Source organism: Streptomyces sp. NPDC014801, from assembly GCF_043082085.1.
Lineage (GTDB): Bacteria > Actinomycetota > Actinomycetes > Streptomycetales > Streptomycetaceae > Streptomyces.
The window spans coordinates 18,509-36,986 of the sequence record NZ_JBIBXG010000012.1 but is presented as its reverse complement, the minus strand read 5'-3'; the positions used below and the strand labels follow the sequence as shown (position 1 = coordinate 36,986).

Below are 18,478 nucleotides of genomic sequence, written 5' to 3'. Positions count from 1 at the left end.
CCGTCCGCGCGCTGTCGCACGCCCACGGGCCGGTGCGGGCTGATCGCGCAGTTCCCCACGCCCCTGAGGAGTGCACAGCGGCGCGGATGTTCAGGCGGAGGCGTCGCCGCGCCCGAGGAGCCTGCGCAGGAAACCGGGCCGGGACTGCTTGGCCTGGAAGAAGGCCAGCCGGCGCGCCAGGTCCTCCGGGTCGGCGCGCCCGGCCCATGCCACGTGCACCTCGCCCTGCGGGCCGGTGGCGGTCAGCTCGACCACCCGGCCGTCCGGGGCGTAGGCGACGTACTCGCCGTCGTCCACATCGATCGCCTCGAGGCCGTCCGCGGCGCGCGCGAACGACTCGAAGACCGCCAGCTCGCCGTCGCGGTCGAAGACCAGGACGGCCTCGGGAGGGAAGGGCATGCCCGCCACGATGGCAGAAGACCTGGCCGAGGTGGGTGGGGTCAGGCGGGGAAGGCTCGGGCGAAGGCGGTCAGGTTGCGGGGGCAGGTCCAGGCCTCGCGGGTCATCCGGCCCTCGAACCACGACTCGGCCCCCTCCTCGTCGGGCCAGAGCTGCGCGGCGGCCGGCCCGGCGGCGTCCCCGTCGGCCAGCATCTCCAGCACCGCCGGGAGGTTGTCCAGCTCCTCGTCGAGGAGCACGTCGTCGCACGGGTGCGCCTCATGGGCACACGACGCCTGCCCCAGCGCCCGTTCCACCTCGGCCATCGCCTCCAGGACCCGGGCCTCGGCCGCCGCGTCCGGGCGGGCGTAGAGGACGTAGGGGCCCGTCAGCAGCAGCCCGAAGGTCCACAGCGCGGTGTCGGGTCCCCCGGCCGCCACGCTCGCCCGGAGATGGCGCGCGCACTCCAGCACCCTGGCCCGGGTGTCGCCGAGGTGGTGACCATGCCGGATCTCCTCCCACTCGCCGATGAGAAACCGCCACTCCGCCGGTGTGGCGGGCGCGGCGGTCCACGGCTCGTCGTCGTACGGGTCCTCGGCCGTCTCCCTGGTGATCATGACCTGAGCATCCCAGACGGCGCCGCCCGGCCGCACCGGGCCCGGCCGGTTCAGTAGCCGTCCACTCCCAGCTCCGTGATGCCGGCGTAGAGCCAGCTCCAGACCGTGCCCGCCGGAGTGTCCGGGTCGGCGAGGTCCGGGGCCAGGTCCGCCAGCTCCGCCAGGAACAGCTCGGCCACCTCCTCCTGGCCGCCCTCCACCGGGTACGGGTGCCAGCAGGCGTTGCGGTAGCGGTCGACGGCCTCCAGGGCGCGGGTGAAGACGTCGAGGTCCGGGGCGAGCGGCACCAGCACCTCGTCGCCGCGGCGCGTCAGGCGGCTGAGGATGTGCACCGTGCCGTCGTGCCGGTGGAGGTACAGCTCGCCGTACTCGGTGTCGCCGAAGGCGATCAGATCGCCGGCGGCCGTCCCCTCGGGCAGGGCCGACGCCGGCAGGGCACCCTCCGCCGGGGGACGCAGGGCGTCGAGCGGGCGGGTCTCGTACTGCGCGCCGTGGCACACCCACCAGGCGGGCAGGCCGACCTCCCGCAGGTACCGCCTGCTGCCCGCGTGGGTGAGCCCCTCGGGCAGGTCGCCCTCGGCGAGGCGCACCACGTGCCGCGCGCCGCCGAACGCGTCGTCGACCCGGGCCGCGGTCAGCGGACCCGTCGGCCGCCGCACGGCGGGGGCCGGTCCCGGCGGCGGTTCCTCCGCCGACGTGGGGTCGAGGCCCTCGCCGCGCGGCCAGTCCCGCAGCACGCCGGCGTCCGTCTCGACGACGGCTATGCCGTGCACGCTCTCGACGAGATACCGGGTCCGGCCGCCGTCGCCGGCGAAGGCCACGGCACCCTCCCACTCCTCCGGCAGGAACAGGTCGAGGTCGTACAGCGGGGGCGCCCCGGCGGCCCCGGGCCCGTCCGGCGCGTCCGTCAGCGCCGCCTCGTCCACGCCCGTCACCCGGTCGCCGGTCGCGGCGTCGAGCCAGAGAGGGCCGCGCTGGTCGGTGACCTCGACCAGCTCCCGCTTCCCGTCCAAACAGCGGCGGACCTGGAAGTAGTCGCCGTTCAGGCTCGGGTGGGCCGGGAACCAGCGGGCCGGCCGCCACCACGCCCACACCGTCCGCCACGGCATGCCGGGGACGGCCGCCGCGATCCGGCCGGCGTACTCGTCGTGACCGGTCGCCTTCGCCGCGAAGTGCAGCCAGGAGGCGAACTCCGCGGTCGTCACCTCGGCGCCGCCGAAGATCGCCTCGGCCTGCAGGAAGATTTCGCCCCCGACTCCGCCCGCCGCGTCGGTCAGGTGGGCGCGCAGGGCGGCACGGTCGGCGCTCGGCAGCCGTGCGGGATCGGCCAGGACCTCGTCAAGATCATTGTTCACGAGGCCATGCTGGCAGCCCCCACCGACAGCCGGGCGCCGGACCTCAGTCCTCGAAGCCCTCCGCGGCCCGGCGCTCGCGCAGTTCCATGATCGCGCGGCGGCGGGCCAGGCGGTGGGTGCGGCGGATCTGGGCCTCCTGGTAGCGGCGCTTGTCCTGTTCCGTCTCCGGCAGCACCGGCGGCACCATGCGGGGCTTGCCGTCGGCGTCGACCGCGGCGAACACCAGGTAGGCCGAGCCGACCTGGGTGGGCGGCGTGGACTCGTTCCAGCGCTCGGCGAGCACCCGGACACCGACCTCCATCGAGGTGCGCCCGGTCCAGTTGACCTGCGCCTTGACGTGGACCAGGTCACCGACGCGGACCGGCTCCAGGAACGCCATCTCGTCCATGGACGCGGTGACCGCGGGCCCGCCCGAGTGCCGCCCGGCCACCGCGCCCGCGGCGTCGTCGACCAGTTTCATGATCACACCGCCGTGCACCGTGCCCAGCAGGTTGGTGTCGTTGTGGGTCATGATGTGGCTCAGCGTGGTGCGGGACGCCGACGTCGGCTTGCCCGGGATCTCCGGAGTGTCCGCTTCTGCGGCGGGGGCCTGATCTGTCATGCCATCCACCCTATGCCGAACTGACATCCGGGTAATTTGTGTCAGCTTCGCAACAGGCGTGCCCTTATTTTCCGACGGCCCTTGTAAGGCACACCGCCGCGACCGGCACACTGGGGCGCATGAATGACTGGCCCGAGGGATGGTCCGACGACAACCGCGGCACCCGCTACGGACGCGGCAGCACCGGCGCGCAGCCGGAAGGCGCCCGCGTCATGCGACAGGTACGCCGGCCCGCCCCGGGCGCCCGCCCGGGCCCCGGCCCGTCGGCCCCGCAGTACGGCGGGGTCCCGCAGCAGCCGTCGTACGTCGACGGCGGCGAGGTCCCCGGCGGTTACGACGGCGGCTACGACTCCGGCTACAACACCGGCCAGGTCTACGGCACCCCCGGCGGCCACGGCCCCGGCGGCCCGGCCGGCCGCGGCCCGCGTCCCGCGCCGAACTGGCGGCGCCGTATCAAGTGGACGTCGATCACCGTCGCCACCGTGCTGGTCGTCACCACCGTCGGCACCTACTTCTGGGCCGACTCCAAGCTGCGCCGCGAGGTCGACCTGTCGAAGGTCATCGACCGGCCCGCGTCCGGCGAGGGCACGAACTACCTGATCGTCGGCTCGGACAGCCGTGAGGGCATGTCCAAGGAGGAGAAGAAGAAGCTCCACACCGGCTCCGCCGAGGGCAAGCGCACGGACTCGATGATGATCCTGCACGTCGGCGGCAACGGCGACACGCTGATCTCGCTGCCGCGCGACTCCGACGTGGAGATCCCCTCGTACAAGGGCTCCGAGTCCGGCAAGACCTACCCGGCCACCGGCCGCCACACCAAGCTCAACGCCGCCTACGCCGAGGACGGCCCGGAGCTGCTGGTGCGCACCGTGGAGTACAACACCGGCCTGCACATCGACCACTACGTGGAGATCGGCTTCGCCGGCTTCGCGAACATCGTCGACGCGGTCGGCGGGGTCGAGATCACCATCGACAAGCCGTTCAAGGACAAGTACTCCGGCGCCGACTTCCAGGCCGGCAAGCAGACCCTCGACGGCGAGCAGGCCCTCGCCTTCGTCCGCACCCGGCACGCCTTCGCCGCCTCCGACCTGGAGCGCACGAAGAACCAGCAGAAGTTCCTCGCCGCCCTGGCCCACCAGGTGGCCACGCCCGGCACGGTGCTGAACCCCTTCAAGTTCTATCCGACGATGGGCGCGGGCCTGGACTCCCTGATCGTCGACAAGGACATGGGCCTGTACGACCTGGGCTCGATGTTCTTCGCGATGAAGGGCGTCAACGGCGGCGACGGCACCTCCATGAACATGCCCATCTCGGGCTCCCGCGGCGGCAACCTCGTCTGGGACAAGGCCAAGGTGAAGACCCTGGTCAAGGAGCTCAACAACGACGAGAAGGTCACCGTCACCGGCAACTGACCCGCCCGACGGCCTCGGCCCGACGGCACAGGGCGCCCCGCGCGGGGCGCCCTGAGGTCGCGGGGACGGGGGGTGTCACATCGTGGCTCCGGCCATGGTGCGGCACATGTCGGCGCAGCGGCGGCAGGTCTCCGCGCAGCGCATCATCTGCGGGTCGTCCGGCATGCTCATACACGCCTCGGCACACATGTCGCAGGCGCGGGCGCACATCGCGCACATCTCCGTCGACAGCGGCGAGCGCCGCATCATCATGTCGGCGCACATCCGGGTCATCTCCGAGCAGTCCATCAGCGCGCGCATGATCTGCATCTGGGCCTGGCCGCCCATCTGCAGGCAGGAGCTCATCGTCTCCTCGCACATGCTGTGGCAGGACATGCACGCCTCCACGCAGTCCTGCATCTCCTTGCTCATGGGGGTCGCGGCGGACTGGGTCATGGCTCCTCCTTGGGGGTTCGAGGGGCCCGGGGGCGGGCCCCGTTGCGTGCCCTTCCGTCGTACGCCTCCCCACGGGCCCACGTCCATCGGAGGTCCCTACGACTGCGGCGACGGCTCCCGCGACGACGACTCCCCGCGGCGGTGCCTCACGCGCACCCGACCTCGTTGCCCCGCACCACCGCCGACTCCGGCCGGTCCGGCTCCTCGGCGCGGACCGTGCGCACCTGGCGGAAGTCCGTGCCGGCGACCACCTTCAGCAGCGGGCCCTGGCCGGGCACCGGGCGCAGCTCGCTGCCGGGCAGCGCGGCGGCCAGGGAGCGGGCCGAGCGGTCCCAGCGCGGGTCGTAGAGGACGACCGTGCGGGCCGCGGCGGGGCCGGCGGCGTTGAGGGGGCTGCCGGTGGTGCGGAAGCCGGCCGCGGCGAGGGCGGCGTCGACGCGGCGCCCGAGGCCGGCCGTGGGGGTGCCGTTCTCGACCTGCACCCGGATCTGCGCCGGCGGCACCTCGACCCGCACCGGCGCGGTCCCGCGCGGCCGGTGCGCGGCGAGCGGCTTGTCCTCGCGCAGCGCCTCGAACAGCTGCGCCGCCTTCGCCTGGTCCCACTTCACCGTGGAGCCGATGCCCTTGACCGCGTAGCCCATCTGCCCGATGGGCACCGTCGTGAACTCCGAGGAGGACGGCGAGAACGTGCGCATCGCCCGGCCCAGGTCGAGCAGCTCGTCCGCGCCGAAGCCGGTGTCCGCCCGCACCGAGCCGAGCACCGCGCGGATGACGTCGCGGAACCTCAGCGGGTTCAGCAGCACCCCGGAGGACGTGGCCCGGTCCACCAGCGCGGCCAGGAAACGCTGCTGGCGCTTCATCCGGCCGAGGTCGGAGGCGCCGTCGATGTGCCGGGAGCGCACGTACTGCAGGGCCTCGCCGCCGGTGAGGGTGTGGTTGCCGGCCGGCAGGTCGAGGCCGGTGTAGGAGTCCTTCAGCGGCTCGGCGGTGCAGATCCGCACCCCGCCGAGCTCGTCGACGGTCTTCATGAAGCTGGTGAAGTCGACCTCCAGATAGTGGTCGATCTTCACATGGGTCATCTGCTCGACCGTGCGCACGGTCAGCTGCGGCCCGCCCTCCGCGTACGCGGCGTTCAGCTTGATCGGGTGCCCGGCGTGCCGCTGACCGGTGATGGCGTCGGTGTGCGCGGGCGTCTCGGCGTAGGAGTCGCGCGGCAGGCTGACCACGCTGGCCCGGTCCCGGTCCGCCGAGATGTGCACGATCATGATCGTGTCGGTGCAGTGGCAGGGCGCGCCGCCGAGGTGGTACTTCTTGCGCTCCTCAGGGGTGATCTTGTCGCGCCCGTCGGTGCCGACCAGCAGGACGTTCATGCCGTGGCCCGCGCGGGGCCGGTTCTTCATGTCCTTGAAGGGGTCGACCCGCGCGATGTCCGCGTCCAGGCTGGAGATCACCGCGTGCCCGATCCCCGCGGAGGCGAGGACGACCACGGACAGCGTCGTCACCGCCCGCATGGCCCAGCGCGGCCTGCGGCGCGCGGGAGGCTGCCGGGGCGCGCGGGGCGGCTGCGGGCGGCGCTGCGGCCGGGACGGGGCGGAGCGGGGCGGCGTGGACAAGAAGGACACCTCCGGACGAGGCCGTACGCGGGATCCGTGAGCACGGTAGGTCCATACGATCTGCTGCCCGGCGACCGGCTCACGCGGCGCGCAAAGGTGTCCCCCGTTCGCGGTAACGTGAGCACCGATGAACGCCAAGTCCGACGTGCAGCTCCCCGCCGTGTCCGTGATCATGCCCGTCCTCAACGAGGAGCGGCACCTGCGCGGAGCCGTCCAAGCGATCCTCGCGCAGGAGTACGCCGGCGAGATGGAGGTCGTCATCGCCCTCGGTCCCTCCACGGACCGCACGGACGAGATCGCCGCCGAGCTCGTCGCCGAAGACCCGCGCGTGCACACCGTGCCCAACCCGACCGGGCGCACGCCGGCCGCCCTCAACGCGGCCATCAAGGCCTCCCGGCACCCGATCGTGGTCCGTGTCGACGGTCACGGCATGCTCTCGCCGAACTACATCGCCACCGCCGTGCGCCTGCTGGAGGAGACCGGCGCGCAGAACGTCGGCGGCATCATGCACGCCGAGGGCGAGAACGACTGGGAGCACGCCGTCGCCGCCGCGATGACCTCGAAGATCGGCGTCGGCAACGCCGCCTTCCACACGGGCGGCCAGGCCGGCCCCGCCGAGACCGTCTACCTCGGGGTGTTCCGCCGCGAGGCGCTGGAGCAACAGGGCGGCTACAACGAGGAGTTCATCCGCGCCCAGGACTGGGAGCTGAACTTCCGCATCCGTGAGGCGGGCGGCCTGATCTGGTTCTCGCCCGAACTGCGGGTGTCCTACCGGCCCCGGCCCAGCGTGCGCGCGCTCGCCAAGCAGTACAAGGACTACGGCCGTTGGCGGCACGTCGTCGCCCGCTACCACGCCGGCTCCATCAACCTGCGCTACCTCGCCCCGCCGACGGCGGTGTGCGCCATCGCCGCCGGCATCGTCGTCGGCGCCGTGCTGACGCCGTGGGGCTTCGTCGTCCCGGCCGGCTACCTCGCGGCCATCACCGCCGGGTCGCTGCCCGCCGGCAAGGGGCTGCCGCTCAAGGCGCGGCTGCAGATCCCTCTCGCGCTGGCCACCATGCACATGTCCTGGGGCTGGGGCTTCCTGACCAGCCCCAAGTCGCTGGCGAAGCGGGTCATCGCCTCCCGCCGCCCGGCCGTGCTCAGCGGTGCGCGCACCGCCGAGCAGCCGCACGAGCCGGCCTGACCCACGGCCCGACCGGACCCGGCCTCACCAGGTGAAGGCCGGGTTCACGTGCATGCACTGGCTGTCGTCGGAGGCGTTCATCGCCTGCGCCGACTCCGGCGTCTTCCCGTCGTCCTTCGGCACCTGGTACGCCGTCCCGCTGCGCCAGTCCGCGCCCACCACGAGGGTGACGCCGGAGACGTCCGTGGACTTCTGCACCGCGCCCGCCGGCAGGCCCAGCGCCTGCGCGACGCGGCGCGCGTCGCCCTCCAGGTCGGCGCTCGGGTAGCGCACGACCGTGACCGCCTCGGCCGTGGCCGCCGAGGGGTCCGCCACGGCCTGCGCGAAGCCCTTGTCGCGCAGCAGCCCGGCCACGGTGCCCGCCCGGCCGCGCGCGGCGGCGAGGCTGTCGGTACGGGTGCCGTTCTCCACCCGTACGGCGATCTCGGCGTCCGGCGCCGCTTGGTCGGCCGGTGCGGAGGCGCTGGGCGTGGCGGCGGGCTTCTTGGTGTCCTTGCCGTCCAGCGCCACGTCGTCGCGGACCATGCGGAACAGCTTCGCGGCGTCCTCGGTGGGCTCCACCCGGGCACCGACATAGCGGTTCGGCATCGTCGTCATCGTGATCCGGTCGGTGGGCACCTTCTTCAGCTCCACCCCCAGGTCGTACATCTTCTTGATGGTGCCCAGGCCCTTGTCGACCGTGATGGCCTTCGTGGCCGCCTCGGCGAGGGCACGCAGCCCGCCCGGGTTGCTGAGCGTGGCGTTCTGCCGCAGCTGACGCACCATCGCGTTCATGTACATGTGCTGCGCCTTGGCACGGGCCAGGTCGCTGCCGTCCTCGAAGCCGTAGCGGGTGCGCAGCCACTGCAGGGCCTGCTTGCCCTTGACCGGGGTGGTGCCCTCGGGGAGCTTCAGGCCCGAGCCGTGGCCGTCCGAGGTGTGCGAGTAGATGTTGGCGTCCACGCACACCGGGACACCGCCGATGGCGTCCGCCATCGACACCACACCCGAGAAGTCGATCATCATGAAGTGGTCGATGTGGATGTCGGTGAGCTTCTCCCACGTCGCCACCGTGCAGCCCGGACCGCCCCGGCCGAGGGAGGTGTTCGTCATCACCCGGCCGGTCGTGGCCGGGTACACCGTGCCGTCGTCGGGGTCGGTGCACTTGGGCAGCTGCAGCAGCGTGTCGCGCGGCATGCTGACGACCGACATGTTGGACCGGTCGGCGGAGACGTGGACGAGCATCTGGACGTCCGCCAGCGGGACGCCGCCGAACGTCTCCTTCGCCCCGCCCAGGTCCTGGTTCTCCTTGGTGTCCCGCGCGTCCGAGCCGATCAGCAGGATGTTCAGCGGCTTCTGCCCGGCCGCGTTCGCCGTCGGCGCGGGCGCCATGTCCTTGGCGTCACCGAGGTTGAGGTCGTCCTTCTTGATGTTGCCGTTGAGATGCCGGTAGTAGAGGTAGCCGGTGCCCGCCGCGCCCAGCACCAGCAGCGCGAGCGCCGTCGCCGTCCAGCGCAGCACCCGGCGCCGGCGGCGGCGCGGCGGTGCGCCGCCCTCCCCGCCCGGCGGCACGGCCGGCTCCGGCCCCGCGGGGCCGTCCTCCCGTCCCGGCCGCCGTCTGTGGCGTATCTCGGTGAGCGTGCCGTCCCCCGGCCCGTCGTGTCGCGTCACTTCCCGTCCTCCCCACCCCTGGACCCTGCCCCGGCCGGCCCCCCTCGGCCGGTTCGCTGCGCCATCTTCGTGCAGCCGGGTAAGAGTTCTCTGTGTGTCGCCGGCGGCCTCAGGACCGGCGGCGCAGCCGCCCGCTACCAGCGGTACGGCTTGTACACGTCCATGCACCGACCGCTGTCGGAGCCGCTGAGCGCGTCGGCGTCCGCGGGCAGGTCACCGGCCCGAGGCGGCGCCTGCACCGGATACGCCGTGCCGGTGCGCCAGTCCGCGCCGACGACGACGGTGACGCCGGAGACCTCGGCGGACTTCTTCACCGACGCCGGCGGGATCCCCAGCGCCTTGGCGACCCGCTGGGCGTCGCCCTCCAGGTCGGCGCTCGGGAAGCGGACCTCGGTGGCCGGCTCGGCGACCGGCGCCGCGGTGTCCTTCGACGCCCGGGCGAAGCCCTTGCCCACCAGCGCCTGCGCGATCGTACCGGCCCGGCCCGGCACGGCGGCCTGCCCGTCCCCACGGGTGCCGTTGCGCACGACGACCCCGATCCGCGCGTCGGGCGCGGCCGGGTCGGACGAGGCCGGCTGCGGCGCGGGCTTGCGGGCGGCGCCCGGCCCGCCCTTGTCGTCGAAGGGCACGTCCTCGCGGACCATCCGCCAGATCCGGTCGGCCCGGGCCCCGGCCGGGACGAGGTGGTCGGAGTTCTGCGAGTCCTCCACCGTCGGCAGCGTCGTCATGGTGATGCGGTCCGGCGGCACCGTCTTCAGCTGCATGCCGAGGTCGTACAGCTTCTTCACCGTGCCGATCTCCTCCGACACCTGCAGCGACTTGGTCGCCGCCTCGGCCAGGTCCATCAGCCGGCCGGTGTCGGTGAAGACGTTCTGCCCGCGCAGCGTGCGGATCATCGAGTTCATGTACATGTGCTGGGCGCGGGCGCGCAGCGGGTCGCTGCCCCAGGCGTGCCGGGTGCGCAGCCACTGCAGCGCCTGCTCGCCCTTCACCTCGTGCCGGCCGGCCGTCAGCTTCAGCCCCGAGCCGCCCTTCTGGGCGGGCAGCGGACGGTCCCACACGTTCTGGTTGACGCACACCTCGACGCCGCCGATGGCGTCCGCCATGCGCACCACACCGGCGAAGTCGATCATCATCCAGTGGTCGATGTAGACCCCGGTGAGGTTCTGCCAGGTGGCGAGCGTGCAGCCGGGGCCGCCGCGGGCCAGCGACTCGTTGATGATCCTGTTCGTCGTCGCCGGGAACGTCTCGCCGGTCTTGGGGTCGGTGCACCGGGGGATCGGGACGCGGGTGTCGCGCGGAATGCTCACCACGGACGCGCTCTCGCGGTCGGCGGAGAGATGGATCAGCATCTGCACGTCGCCCAGCGGCGGGTTGCCCCGGTTGTCCCGGCTGCCGCCGAGCGCGACGTTCTCGGCGCTGTTGCGGCTGTCGGAGCCGATCAGCAGGATGTTCAGCGGGGTCTGCCCGGCGGCGTTCGGCTCGGCCTTGCGCGCCTTGGAGTCGCCGCTGTCGCGCTCACCGCTGCGGAGGTTGCCGTTCAGGTGCTCGTAGTAGAGGTAACCGGCGCAGGCCGTGCCCAGTATCGCCACCGCCAGCACGATCGCCGACCAGCGCAGCACGCGCCGTCTGCGCCGCCTGCGGTCCGCACCACGGCCGCCGCCCCCATGGCCGGTGCCGGAGCCGTTCCGCCCGGCACCGGCCCGCGGCGTCAGGGACATCGTGTCCTCGACCCCGGGCACCTCCCCCCGGACGGTGCTGCGCGCCACGGCTGCCCTCCCCACCCTCGTCGGTCACCGGACGGGTCTGTCACCCCGTCCGGTCGCCCGGACGGCCCCGTCCCCCCGTCCGGTCAGTCGAACGGGCCTGTCGTCTCGCCTTGTTAGACGTACGACAGGCCCGTTCGGTGGCCCTGCTGCGCTCAACTCGCCGGGATCGGCGTCAGCTCGCGCACTGCACCTTGTCCGCCGTGGACTGGTTGTTCACCGTCGGCGCCTTCACCGGCGCGGTCAGGGACACCCCCGCCCCCTTGAAGTCCTTGCCCAGGGTCAGCGTCATCGTGGGCAGCCCCTGTGCGTTGGTGACGCTCTTGCCCGGCTTGAGCGCCGAGCCCGGCAGGCCCATCAGCGCGGCCAGCTTGCGCGCCTGCGCGGCCTGGTCGGGGGCGTACTCCAGCGTCGTCTTCGCCGCCTCGGCCGGTGCGTTGCCGGCGTTCTCCGACTTCAGCACGCCCTCGTCGTTCTGCAGCCAGCTCAGGGTCTGCGAGGCCGAGCCGGCCTTCGCGCCGCCGTTGAGGATGCGCACCCGCACCTCGGACGCCGCGGACTGCGGGCCCTTGAGCCGGGCCGCCTCGGCGTCCTTGGCGGCCTTCTCCTTCTGCTTCACCTCGGTGAAGGACACGTCGTTCTTGATGGCGTCGAAGACCCCGGGCGAAAGGTTCGGGTCCGGGATCACCGTCGCGTGGACCTTCTTCTCGGCGGGGTTGTCGATCACCGGGAGGGTGAGGAAGGTGATGTTCTTCGTGGGGACCTTCTTCAGCTCCAGCGCGACGTCCTTGAGGGTGGACACGTCGCCGATGCCGGTGTCGACGGTGAGCGCCTTGGTGGCCGCGTTCGCCAGCTTGTAGAGCTTGGTCGGGTTCGTCAGCGTGTCGCTGGAGGACATCTTGCGGGCCAGCGAGCCGAGGAACTGCTGCTGCACCTTGATGCGGTCCAGGTCGCCCGCGTTGCCGAAGCTGTGCCGGGTGCGGACGAAGGCGAGGGCCTGCTCGCCCTCGATCTTGCTCTCGCCCGCGGGCAGCTTCAGATGCGACTTGGGGTCGTCCACGGCGTGCTTGAGGCACACGTCCACACCGCCGACCGCGCTCGACAGCGTCTTGACGGCGTTGAAGTCCGCCATCATGAAGTGGTCGACGTGGATGCCGGTGACGGACTCCACCGTGCGCATGGTGCAGCCGGGGTCGCGGCCGTCCTGGCCGAGGCTGGTGTTGAAACGGACGTTGTCCGTGCCGGCGATGACCTTCTCCGAGCCGTCGGGCTGCTTCGTCGGGCAGTCCGGCACGTCGACGATCATGTCGCGCGGGATGCTCATCGCGGTCGCGTTGGTCCGGTCCTTGGCCACGTGCAGCAGGATGTTGGTGTCGGCGTGACCGACGCTGCCCTTGTCGCCGTAGCCCTCGTTGCCCTTGCCGGTGCGCTTGTCCGTGCCGATGATCAGGATGTTGAAGGCCTCGTCCTTGCTGAAGCCCTTCGACCCGGCGTCGCCGACGTCCGTCGTGCTGACGTTCCCCTCGAGGTGCTTGAGGAACAGATAGCCCGCGGTGCCCACGACGACCAGCAGGAACGCCATGGTCCCGCCGGTCCAGATCAGGGCCTTCTTCGCCTTCGACTTCTTCTTCGCCGGACGCCGGCCACGACGGCCCGGAGCCGGCTCCGGGGGAGCGTTGCGCCGCCGCCGAGGTGACGGGACGTCACGTCCCGGCGCGCCGGGCTCCGGTGCGCCCCTCTCCCGCGCGGGCGCGGGCGTGCGGGTGCCGGTGCGCGCCGTGCCCTCCGCCGCACGGCCCGCTCCCGCGGCGCGGGGTGCTCTGCGCGGGGAGGGGACCGCCGACTGCGGTGCGGAAGGAGTCAGTCGCAGTTCGTATTCGCCGGTGTTCGGATTGAGCACCCACTGGTCTGCGGGATCGATGTTCTCCGCCCGCCCACGGCCTTGCGCGTCCACGGTTGTCCGAATCCTCCGTCGGGGCCACGCCGCGCCTTCCCCTCCAGGCGCTCCGGTCTAGGTCTCACGATGCACGACCTGCACGACCCCAGGGATGGACTTCGTGATCGGGTGCACCGGATCGCTCACACTATCCGCCCGGTCGGAGATCGGGCGACGGCGGTGACAAATTCCACGTCCCTACAACCGGGCAATTGCCTCATTTCCCGGAACACGCGTTCGCCGGCTTGGCGATTGCTTTACTCGCAGGTGTTCTCGGCGGCAGTGTTACCGCGGAATGCGGGGTCCGGGGAGGCGGAGGCACCTGCGGCGTCGGACGTCTTTCCGTCACCGGACCCGTACGGCCCGTAGCCGCCCGCGGGCTTGTCGGTGACTTTCACCGGCCTGTCCGCGCGCAGCAGGTCGAACAGTCTTTCCGCCTCCGGCTCCACGAGCTGGTCGCGATTGGCGTTGTAAACGTACGACTCCCGGGGAACGGTCATGAATTGGACGTGTTCGGTGGGGATATCGCGCAGTCCCCGAACGAGCTGGTACAAACCGCGCAAATGCGCAAGTTCCGGGTCCGTGGTGAGCGACGAGGTCGCCGCGTCCAGCACGGGATAGAGCTTCACCGGATTCAGCAGTACGTCGTTGCCGCGCACCTTGTTGACCAGCGCCGCGAGGAACCGTTGCTGGCGCTCCATCCGGTCGGTGTCGCTGCCGTCGCCGAGCGACTTGCGGGCGCGGACGTAGCCGAGGGCCTGCTCGCCGTCGAGCGTGACCCGGCCCGCGGGCAGGCGCAGGTGGGCGTCCTTGTCGTCGACGGGGTGCGCCAGGCAGATCTCGACGCCGTCGACGGCGTCCACCATCTCCTTGAAACCGCTGAAGTCGACCACGACGTGGTGGTCGACGCGGATGCCGGTCAGCTTCTCCACCGTGCGGATCGTGCAGGCCGAACCGCCCACCTCGAAGGCGTGGTTGAACATCGCGAACATCGGCTCGCCACGGGTGCCGTCCCGGCGCAGACAGGCGGGGACGTCGACCATCAGGTCGCGGGGGAGCGAGACGGCGGTCGCACTGTGCCGGCCGGTGGACAGGTGCAGCAGGATCGTGGTGTCGGAGCGCTCGGTGCCCGAGTCGCGGCCGTAGCGGGCGTTGTCGTCGGCGCGCGAGTCGGAGCCGATGAGCAGGATGTTCTGCGCGTCCTTGGTGAGCGCGGTGGGGCGCTCCTTCTCGTACCGGGCCAGCTCGCGTGCGGCGGCCTCGTCGGCGGTGATGTTCCCGTCGAGCTTGGCGTACAGCAGGACGCCGGTGCCGGCGGCGGCGAGCAGCAGCACGGTGAGGGCGGCGCCGGCACGCACGGACCACCGGCGCCGGCGCCGGCGCCGCAGTCCACCTCCGGTGGCGGACGCGCCGGCCGGGGGACCGCTGCCCCGTATGGACTCCGTCACGCCCGCGCCACCCCCTCGTGCCGAAAACGACCTGCCCTTACGACGATGCCGCGTCCGCTGCCGCGGGGGCGGGGGTTGCTGGGCCGAACGGGGGGTTCTCTCTGTCCGAGGGCGGGGAGGACGGGGGGCGAGGGCCGTCTTTCACCCGCGGCAGGGCGGGCGGCTGGTCGCGCAGTTCCCCGCGCCCCTGGGGGGTCGCAGTCCCGCCCGCCCAGGACGCGCCGCCGCGGGCGCTGCGGGCCGTTCGCCCGCTCCACCCGCGGGCATGCGTGCCGCCTGGGGCGGCACGGGTGGGCGCGGGCGGCGCCCCGTCAGCGCCGGGTTGCGCGCCCCACGGCGTTCACCCCGGCGCCGGGTGCCCCGCGCCGCAGGGCACCGCGCCCCACGGCGTTCACCGCAACGCCGGGTGCCCCGCGCCGCAGGGCAGCGCACCGCAAGGCACCGCCCCGCGGACAGTCACCGCGCCGTAGCCGTCACCCTCTCGCTCTCGATGCGCTTGGCCAGCGCCTCTTCCCCCAGCTGGGAGAGATGACGGCACAGCACCACAGACCCCCCACTGGCCAGCGGAGCGAACAGTCCCGCACTCAGCCCCTCCCACGTGTCGTACGCCAGCCCCGACAGCAACCGCGACCCCGGCCCCGTCAGCCCCAGCCCCGCCGCGTCCCCGACCGCCCGCTCGACGATCTCCGCCCCCGTCAGTTCCGCCCCCGCGACGATCAGCGCCGGCTCCTCCGGGTCCACCGGCGCGTACGGCGCGAAACGGTCGCCGTACGTCGGCACGTCCACGGCGTAGTCGGCGTACCCCTCCGGCGGAGCCGGGACGAACCGCCGCCCCAGCGGCGCCAGCGACAGCGCGTACCGCTCCCCCCGGCACGCCAGCCCCCGCTCGAACTCCCCGGGCCCCGCCACGACGAAGTCCGCCCGCCCCGGATCCCCGGCGACGTCCGCGATCACCCCGACCGAGGAACACGCCAGCAGCCACACCGCCGTCTGCCAGTGCGCCGGCAGCAGCAGCGCGACCCGGTCGCCGGGTTCGACGGACCACCCGTCCTGGAGGAGGTTCGCGGTCTTGGCCACCCAATTGGCGAAGGTGGCCACGGACAATTCGACACGTTCACCCGTGGCGTCGTCGTAGAAGGTCACCAGCGGGCGCGCGGGATCCGCGGCGAGCGCGGAAGTCAGCAGGTCGGCAGGGGTGCGATCGGTGGCGTTCACCCGCATCAGCGTACGCGCGTCCCGCCCCCGGCACCCGTCACGGCCCCCGCCGCGCGCTGCGCCGTACGCCACCGGTTTGGCGGAACCGCAGCCGACGCTCCGTCAGTTCCCCGATGGACAGATATGTCTGACTATGTCCAGGATCGTTGGCATGCGTGGATTGCTTGCTACCTCCATCGGCGTCACATGCGCAGCCGCCCTCGCCCTTCCGCTGACCCCGCCCGCCGCGGCGACCCCGGCGCGGGCCGGGTCACCGTCGGCCGCCGGGATCCCCGGCAGTACCGACTCGCTGCCCCTCGTCCCCCTCGGCAGCGACCGCGCCCCCGGCGCCGCCCAGCAGGGCGTGCCCCGCCGCGACACCGGGCACTTCTCCCTCGTCGGCGTGGTCTGGGACGACCCGGCCACCGAACTCCACGGCCGCGTCCAGGTCCGCACCCGCGCCGCCGCCACCCACACCTGGTCCGCCTGGCAGGACCTCGAGACGCACAACGGCGACCACGGCGCCGACCCCGGCACCTCCGAGCGCACCTCCGGCCACGTCCGCGGCGCCACCGCCCCCCTGTGGGTCGGCGACTCCGACGGCGTCGAGGTCCGGGTGCGCGCCGAGTCCGTGGCCGACACCCGCGTCGAGGAGACCGGACGCGGCGTCAGAACCGTCACCGGCCCCACCTCCGCCCTGCCCTCCGGACTGCGACTGGAACTCGTCGACCCCGGCCGGGACACCGCCCCGGGCGAGGGCACCGCCCCGGGCGAGGGCACCGCCCCGGCCGGGCAGCACCCGGCCGTCCACCGGCACGCCCCCGTGACCATCCCGCGCACCGGCGCCATCGCCGTCGACGAGCCGGACGAGGAGAGCGAGGACACCACCCAGGTGCGCGAGATCGCCGACGCCAACGCCGGCCTGACCGGCGTGCGCGCGGGCGCCACCGAGATCCCCGCCCTCGACCGTGCCGGCACCGAACAGGAACTGACCACCCTGCGCGGCGCCGAGATGAGCCGGCCGGAGCGCGCGAAGCCGTACATCGGTCCGCGGCCGCGGATCGTCACCCGGGCCGGCTGGGGCGCGGACGAGAAGCTGCGCGAGAAGGGCTTCGTGTACACCAAGTCGGTCAAGGCGGCCTTCGTGCACCACACCGCCACCGGCAACAACTACACCTGCGCGCAGGCCCCGTCGGTCATCCGCGGTATCTACCGCTACCACGTCAAGAGCATGGGCTGGCGGGACATCGGCTACAACTTCCTCGTCGACAAGTGCGGCACCATCTACGAGGGCCGGGCCGGCGGCGTGGCCAAGGCCGTCCTGGGCGCCCACACCCTCGGCTTCAACTCCAACAGCATGGGCATCGCCGTCATCGGCACCTACGGCTCCGGCAAGCCCTCCACCGCCGCGGTCGACGCCATCGCCCGGCTCGCGGCCTGGAAGCTCGGCCTGTACGGGATGAACCCGACCGCCAAGACATACCTGAAGTCCGGCGGTGGCAACCTCTACGCCAAGGGCAAGAACGTACGACTGAACGTCATCTCCGGTCACCGCGACGGCTTCGCCACGGACTGCCCGGGCAAGCAGCTCTACGGCAAGCTCGGCACGGCCCGCTCCAAGGCGGCCGGCTTCCAGGGACGCTGAGGCCGGGACATACACTGACCGGCCGAAAGACAGTTCGGCCGGTCCCGGCAGGAAGCAGAGACGACAGGTGACGGAAGCGATCCTTCTGGTCGGCGGCAAGGGAACCCGGCTGCGCCCGCTCACGGTGCACACCCCCAAGCCGATGGTCCCGGCGGCGGGCGTGCCCTTCCTCACCCACCAGCTGGCGCGGGCCGCCGCGGCGGGTGTGGAACACATCGTGCTCGCCACGTCGTACCTGGCGGAGGTGTTCGAGCCGTACTTCGGCGACGGCTCGTCCCTGGGACTGCACCTGGAGTACGTCACGGAGGAGGAGCCGCTCGGCACGGGCGGAGCGATCCGCAACGTCGCCTCGCGGCTCCACTCCGGGCCCGAGGACCCCGTCCTCGTCTTCAACGGCGACATCCTGACCGGGCTCGACATCCGCGCCCTGGTCCGCACCCACGAGACGACGGGCGCGGACGTCTCCCTGCACCTGACGAAGGTCACGGACCCGCGCGCCTACGGCCTCGTCCCGACGGACGACACCGGCAGGGTCCTCGCCTTCCTGGAGAAGCCACAGACGCCCGAGGAGATCGTCACCGACCAGATCAACGCCGGTGCGTACGTCTTCCGGCGCTCGGTCATCGACACGATCCCGGCGGGCCGGCCGGTGTCGGTCGAACGCGAGACGTTCCCCGGCCTGCTGGCCGCCGGTGCGCATCTGCAGGGCATGGTCGACTCCACGTACTGGCTCGACCTCGGCACGCCCGCGGCGTTCGTGCGCGGCTCGGCGGACCTGGTGCTGGGCCGCGCCCCGTCCCCGGCCGTCCCCGGCCGCTGCGGCGACCGGCTGATCCTCCCCACGGCCACGGTGGCGCCCGACGCCAAGCTGACCGGCGGCACGGTCGTCGGGGAGGGCGCCTTCATCGCCGAGGGCGCGCGCATCTTCGGCAGCACGATCATGCCGGGCGCCGTCGTCGAACCCGGTGCCGTCATCACCGACTCGCTCGTCGGCACGCGCGCCCGCGTCGGCGAACGCACGATCCTCACCGGCACGGTCATCGGCGACGGCGCGGTGGTCGGTCCCGACAACGAACTGCGCGACGGCGTCCGCGTGTGGTGCGACGCCCACATCCCCGCGGGCGCGCTCCGCTTCTCCTCCGACCAGTAACCCAACGCCGCCCCGGTTCCCGACCACCGCCGCGCCCCTCAGGCCTGCATAGCTGCGGGCAGTCGTGCCGCTGGGGCGGCACGGGTGGGCGC

At 72.6% G+C, this 18,478-nt stretch carries 15 protein-coding genes; 4 read left to right on the top strand and 11 right to left on the bottom strand.

The genetic code is table 11. The features are described 5' to 3' along the window. Positions 1–90: 90 nt before the first annotated feature. From ACF1AL_RS27945 to ACF1AL_RS27930, 4 genes are read right to left on the bottom strand one after another with little or no spacing between them, the layout of a single operon-like run. Positions 91–399: a hypothetical protein gene (locus tag ACF1AL_RS27945; RefSeq protein WP_391827964.1), complete on the bottom strand. Its 309-nt coding sequence runs from the start codon at positions 397–399 to the stop codon at positions 91–93. A 41-nt stretch (positions 400–440) separates the two neighbouring features. Further along, complete coding sequence (locus tag ACF1AL_RS27940) at positions 441–995, bottom strand: hypothetical protein (RefSeq protein WP_391827962.1); 555 nt, start codon at positions 993–995, stop codon at positions 441–443. 50 nt (positions 996–1,045) lie between these two features. Then, positions 1,046–2,350: an SUKH-4 family immunity protein gene (locus tag ACF1AL_RS27935; protein ID WP_391827960.1), complete on the bottom strand. Its 1,305-nt coding sequence runs from the start codon at positions 2,348–2,350 to the stop codon at positions 1,046–1,048. Positions 2,351–2,393: 43 nt separating this feature from the next. After that, on the bottom strand, positions 2,394–2,951 hold the full coding sequence (locus ACF1AL_RS27930) for an acyl-CoA thioesterase (RefSeq protein ID WP_366835736.1): 558 nt from the start codon (positions 2,949–2,951) through the stop codon (positions 2,394–2,396). A gap of 119 nt (positions 2,952–3,070) precedes the next feature. Between ACF1AL_RS27930 and ACF1AL_RS27925 the strand changes: the two genes are divergently transcribed. After that, positions 3,071–4,363, top strand: a complete 1,293-nt coding sequence (locus tag ACF1AL_RS27925; protein ID WP_366835737.1) for an LCP family protein — start codon at positions 3,071–3,073, stop codon at positions 4,361–4,363. A gap of 75 nt (positions 4,364–4,438) precedes the next feature. Here the strand turns inward: ACF1AL_RS27925 and ACF1AL_RS27920 are convergent, their stop codons facing one another. Beyond that, positions 4,439–4,798, bottom strand: a complete 360-nt coding sequence (locus tag ACF1AL_RS27920; protein WP_366835738.1) for a four-helix bundle copper-binding protein — start codon at positions 4,796–4,798, stop codon at positions 4,439–4,441. 146 nt (positions 4,799–4,944) lie between these two features. Then, complete coding sequence (locus ACF1AL_RS27915) at positions 4,945–6,309, bottom strand: LCP family protein (protein ID WP_366835777.1); 1,365 nt, start codon at positions 6,307–6,309, stop codon at positions 4,945–4,947. A 229-nt stretch (positions 6,310–6,538) separates the two neighbouring features. On the opposite strand from ACF1AL_RS27915, the gene ACF1AL_RS27910 reads away from it, so the two are divergent. Continuing rightward, positions 6,539–7,597: a glycosyltransferase family 2 protein gene (locus tag ACF1AL_RS27910; protein WP_386417043.1), complete on the top strand. Its 1,059-nt coding sequence runs from the start codon at positions 6,539–6,541 to the stop codon at positions 7,595–7,597. Positions 7,598–7,621: 24 nt separating this feature from the next. On the opposite strand, the gene ACF1AL_RS27905 is transcribed toward ACF1AL_RS27910, so the two are convergent. The 5 genes from ACF1AL_RS27905 to ACF1AL_RS27885 all read right to left on the bottom strand — a co-directional run bounded on the left by ACF1AL_RS27905 (position 7,622) and on the right by ACF1AL_RS27885 (position 15,612). After that, entirely contained in the window at positions 7,622–9,247 is a 1,626-nt protein-coding gene (locus ACF1AL_RS27905; protein WP_391827958.1) for an LCP family protein, read from the bottom strand. A gap of 134 nt (positions 9,248–9,381) precedes the next feature. Next, a complete protein-coding gene (locus tag ACF1AL_RS27900) occupies positions 9,382–10,968 on the bottom strand; it encodes an LCP family protein (RefSeq protein ID WP_391828136.1) in 1,587 nt (528 codons plus the stop codon). 220 nt (positions 10,969–11,188) lie between these two features. Then, positions 11,189–12,967 (bottom strand): LCP family protein, encoded by a 1,779-nt coding sequence (locus tag ACF1AL_RS27895; RefSeq protein ID WP_391660839.1) that lies wholly within the window; start codon positions 12,965–12,967, stop codon positions 11,189–11,191. 239 nt (positions 12,968–13,206) lie between these two features. Continuing rightward, entirely contained in the window at positions 13,207–14,397 is a 1,191-nt protein-coding gene (locus ACF1AL_RS27890; protein WP_391704629.1) for an LCP family protein, read from the bottom strand. Positions 14,398–14,853: 456 nt separating this feature from the next. Further along, on the bottom strand, positions 14,854–15,612 hold the full coding sequence (locus ACF1AL_RS27885; protein ID WP_391780677.1) for a TIGR03089 family protein: 759 nt from the start codon (positions 15,610–15,612) through the stop codon (positions 14,854–14,856). Positions 15,613–15,763: 151 nt separating this feature from the next. Between ACF1AL_RS27885 and ACF1AL_RS27880 the strand changes: the two genes are divergently transcribed. Further along, complete coding sequence (locus ACF1AL_RS27880; RefSeq protein WP_391827956.1) at positions 15,764–17,236, top strand: peptidoglycan recognition protein; 1,473 nt, start codon at positions 15,764–15,766, stop codon at positions 17,234–17,236. Positions 17,237–17,303: 67 nt separating this feature from the next. Continuing rightward, a complete protein-coding gene (locus ACF1AL_RS27875; RefSeq protein WP_384212884.1) occupies positions 17,304–18,386 on the top strand; it encodes a sugar phosphate nucleotidyltransferase in 1,083 nt (360 codons plus the stop codon). Positions 18,387–18,478 lie beyond the last annotated feature (92 nt).

Bases quoted from the DNA above. Each gene is read 5' to 3' on its own strand.
- ACF1AL_RS27945 (WP_391827964.1), bottom strand. From the start codon at position 399: ATGCCCTTCCCTCCCGAGGCCGTCCTGGTCTTCGACCGCGACGGCGAG.
- ACF1AL_RS27940 (WP_391827962.1), bottom strand. From the start codon at position 995: ATGATCACCAGGGAGACGGCCGAGGACCCGTACGACGACGAGCCGTGG.
- ACF1AL_RS27930 (WP_366835736.1), bottom strand. From the start codon at position 2,951: ATGACAGATCAGGCCCCCGCCGCAGAAGCGGACACTCCGGAGATCCCG.
- ACF1AL_RS27925 (WP_366835737.1), top strand. From the start codon at position 3,071: ATGAATGACTGGCCCGAGGGATGGTCCGACGACAACCGCGGCACCCGC.
- ACF1AL_RS27920 (WP_366835738.1), bottom strand. From the start codon at position 4,798: ATGACCCAGTCCGCCGCGACCCCCATGAGCAAGGAGATGCAGGACTGC.
- ACF1AL_RS27915 (WP_366835777.1), bottom strand. From the start codon at position 6,309: ATGCGGGCGGTGACGACGCTGTCCGTGGTCGTCCTCGCCTCCGCGGGG.
- ACF1AL_RS27910 (WP_386417043.1), top strand. From the start codon at position 6,539: ATGAACGCCAAGTCCGACGTGCAGCTCCCCGCCGTGTCCGTGATCATG.
- ACF1AL_RS27900 (WP_391828136.1), bottom strand. From the start codon at position 10,968: ATGTCCCTGACGCCGCGGGCCGGTGCCGGGCGGAACGGCTCCGGCACC.
- ACF1AL_RS27880 (WP_391827956.1), top strand. From the start codon at position 15,764: ATGCGTGGATTGCTTGCTACCTCCATCGGCGTCACATGCGCAGCCGCC.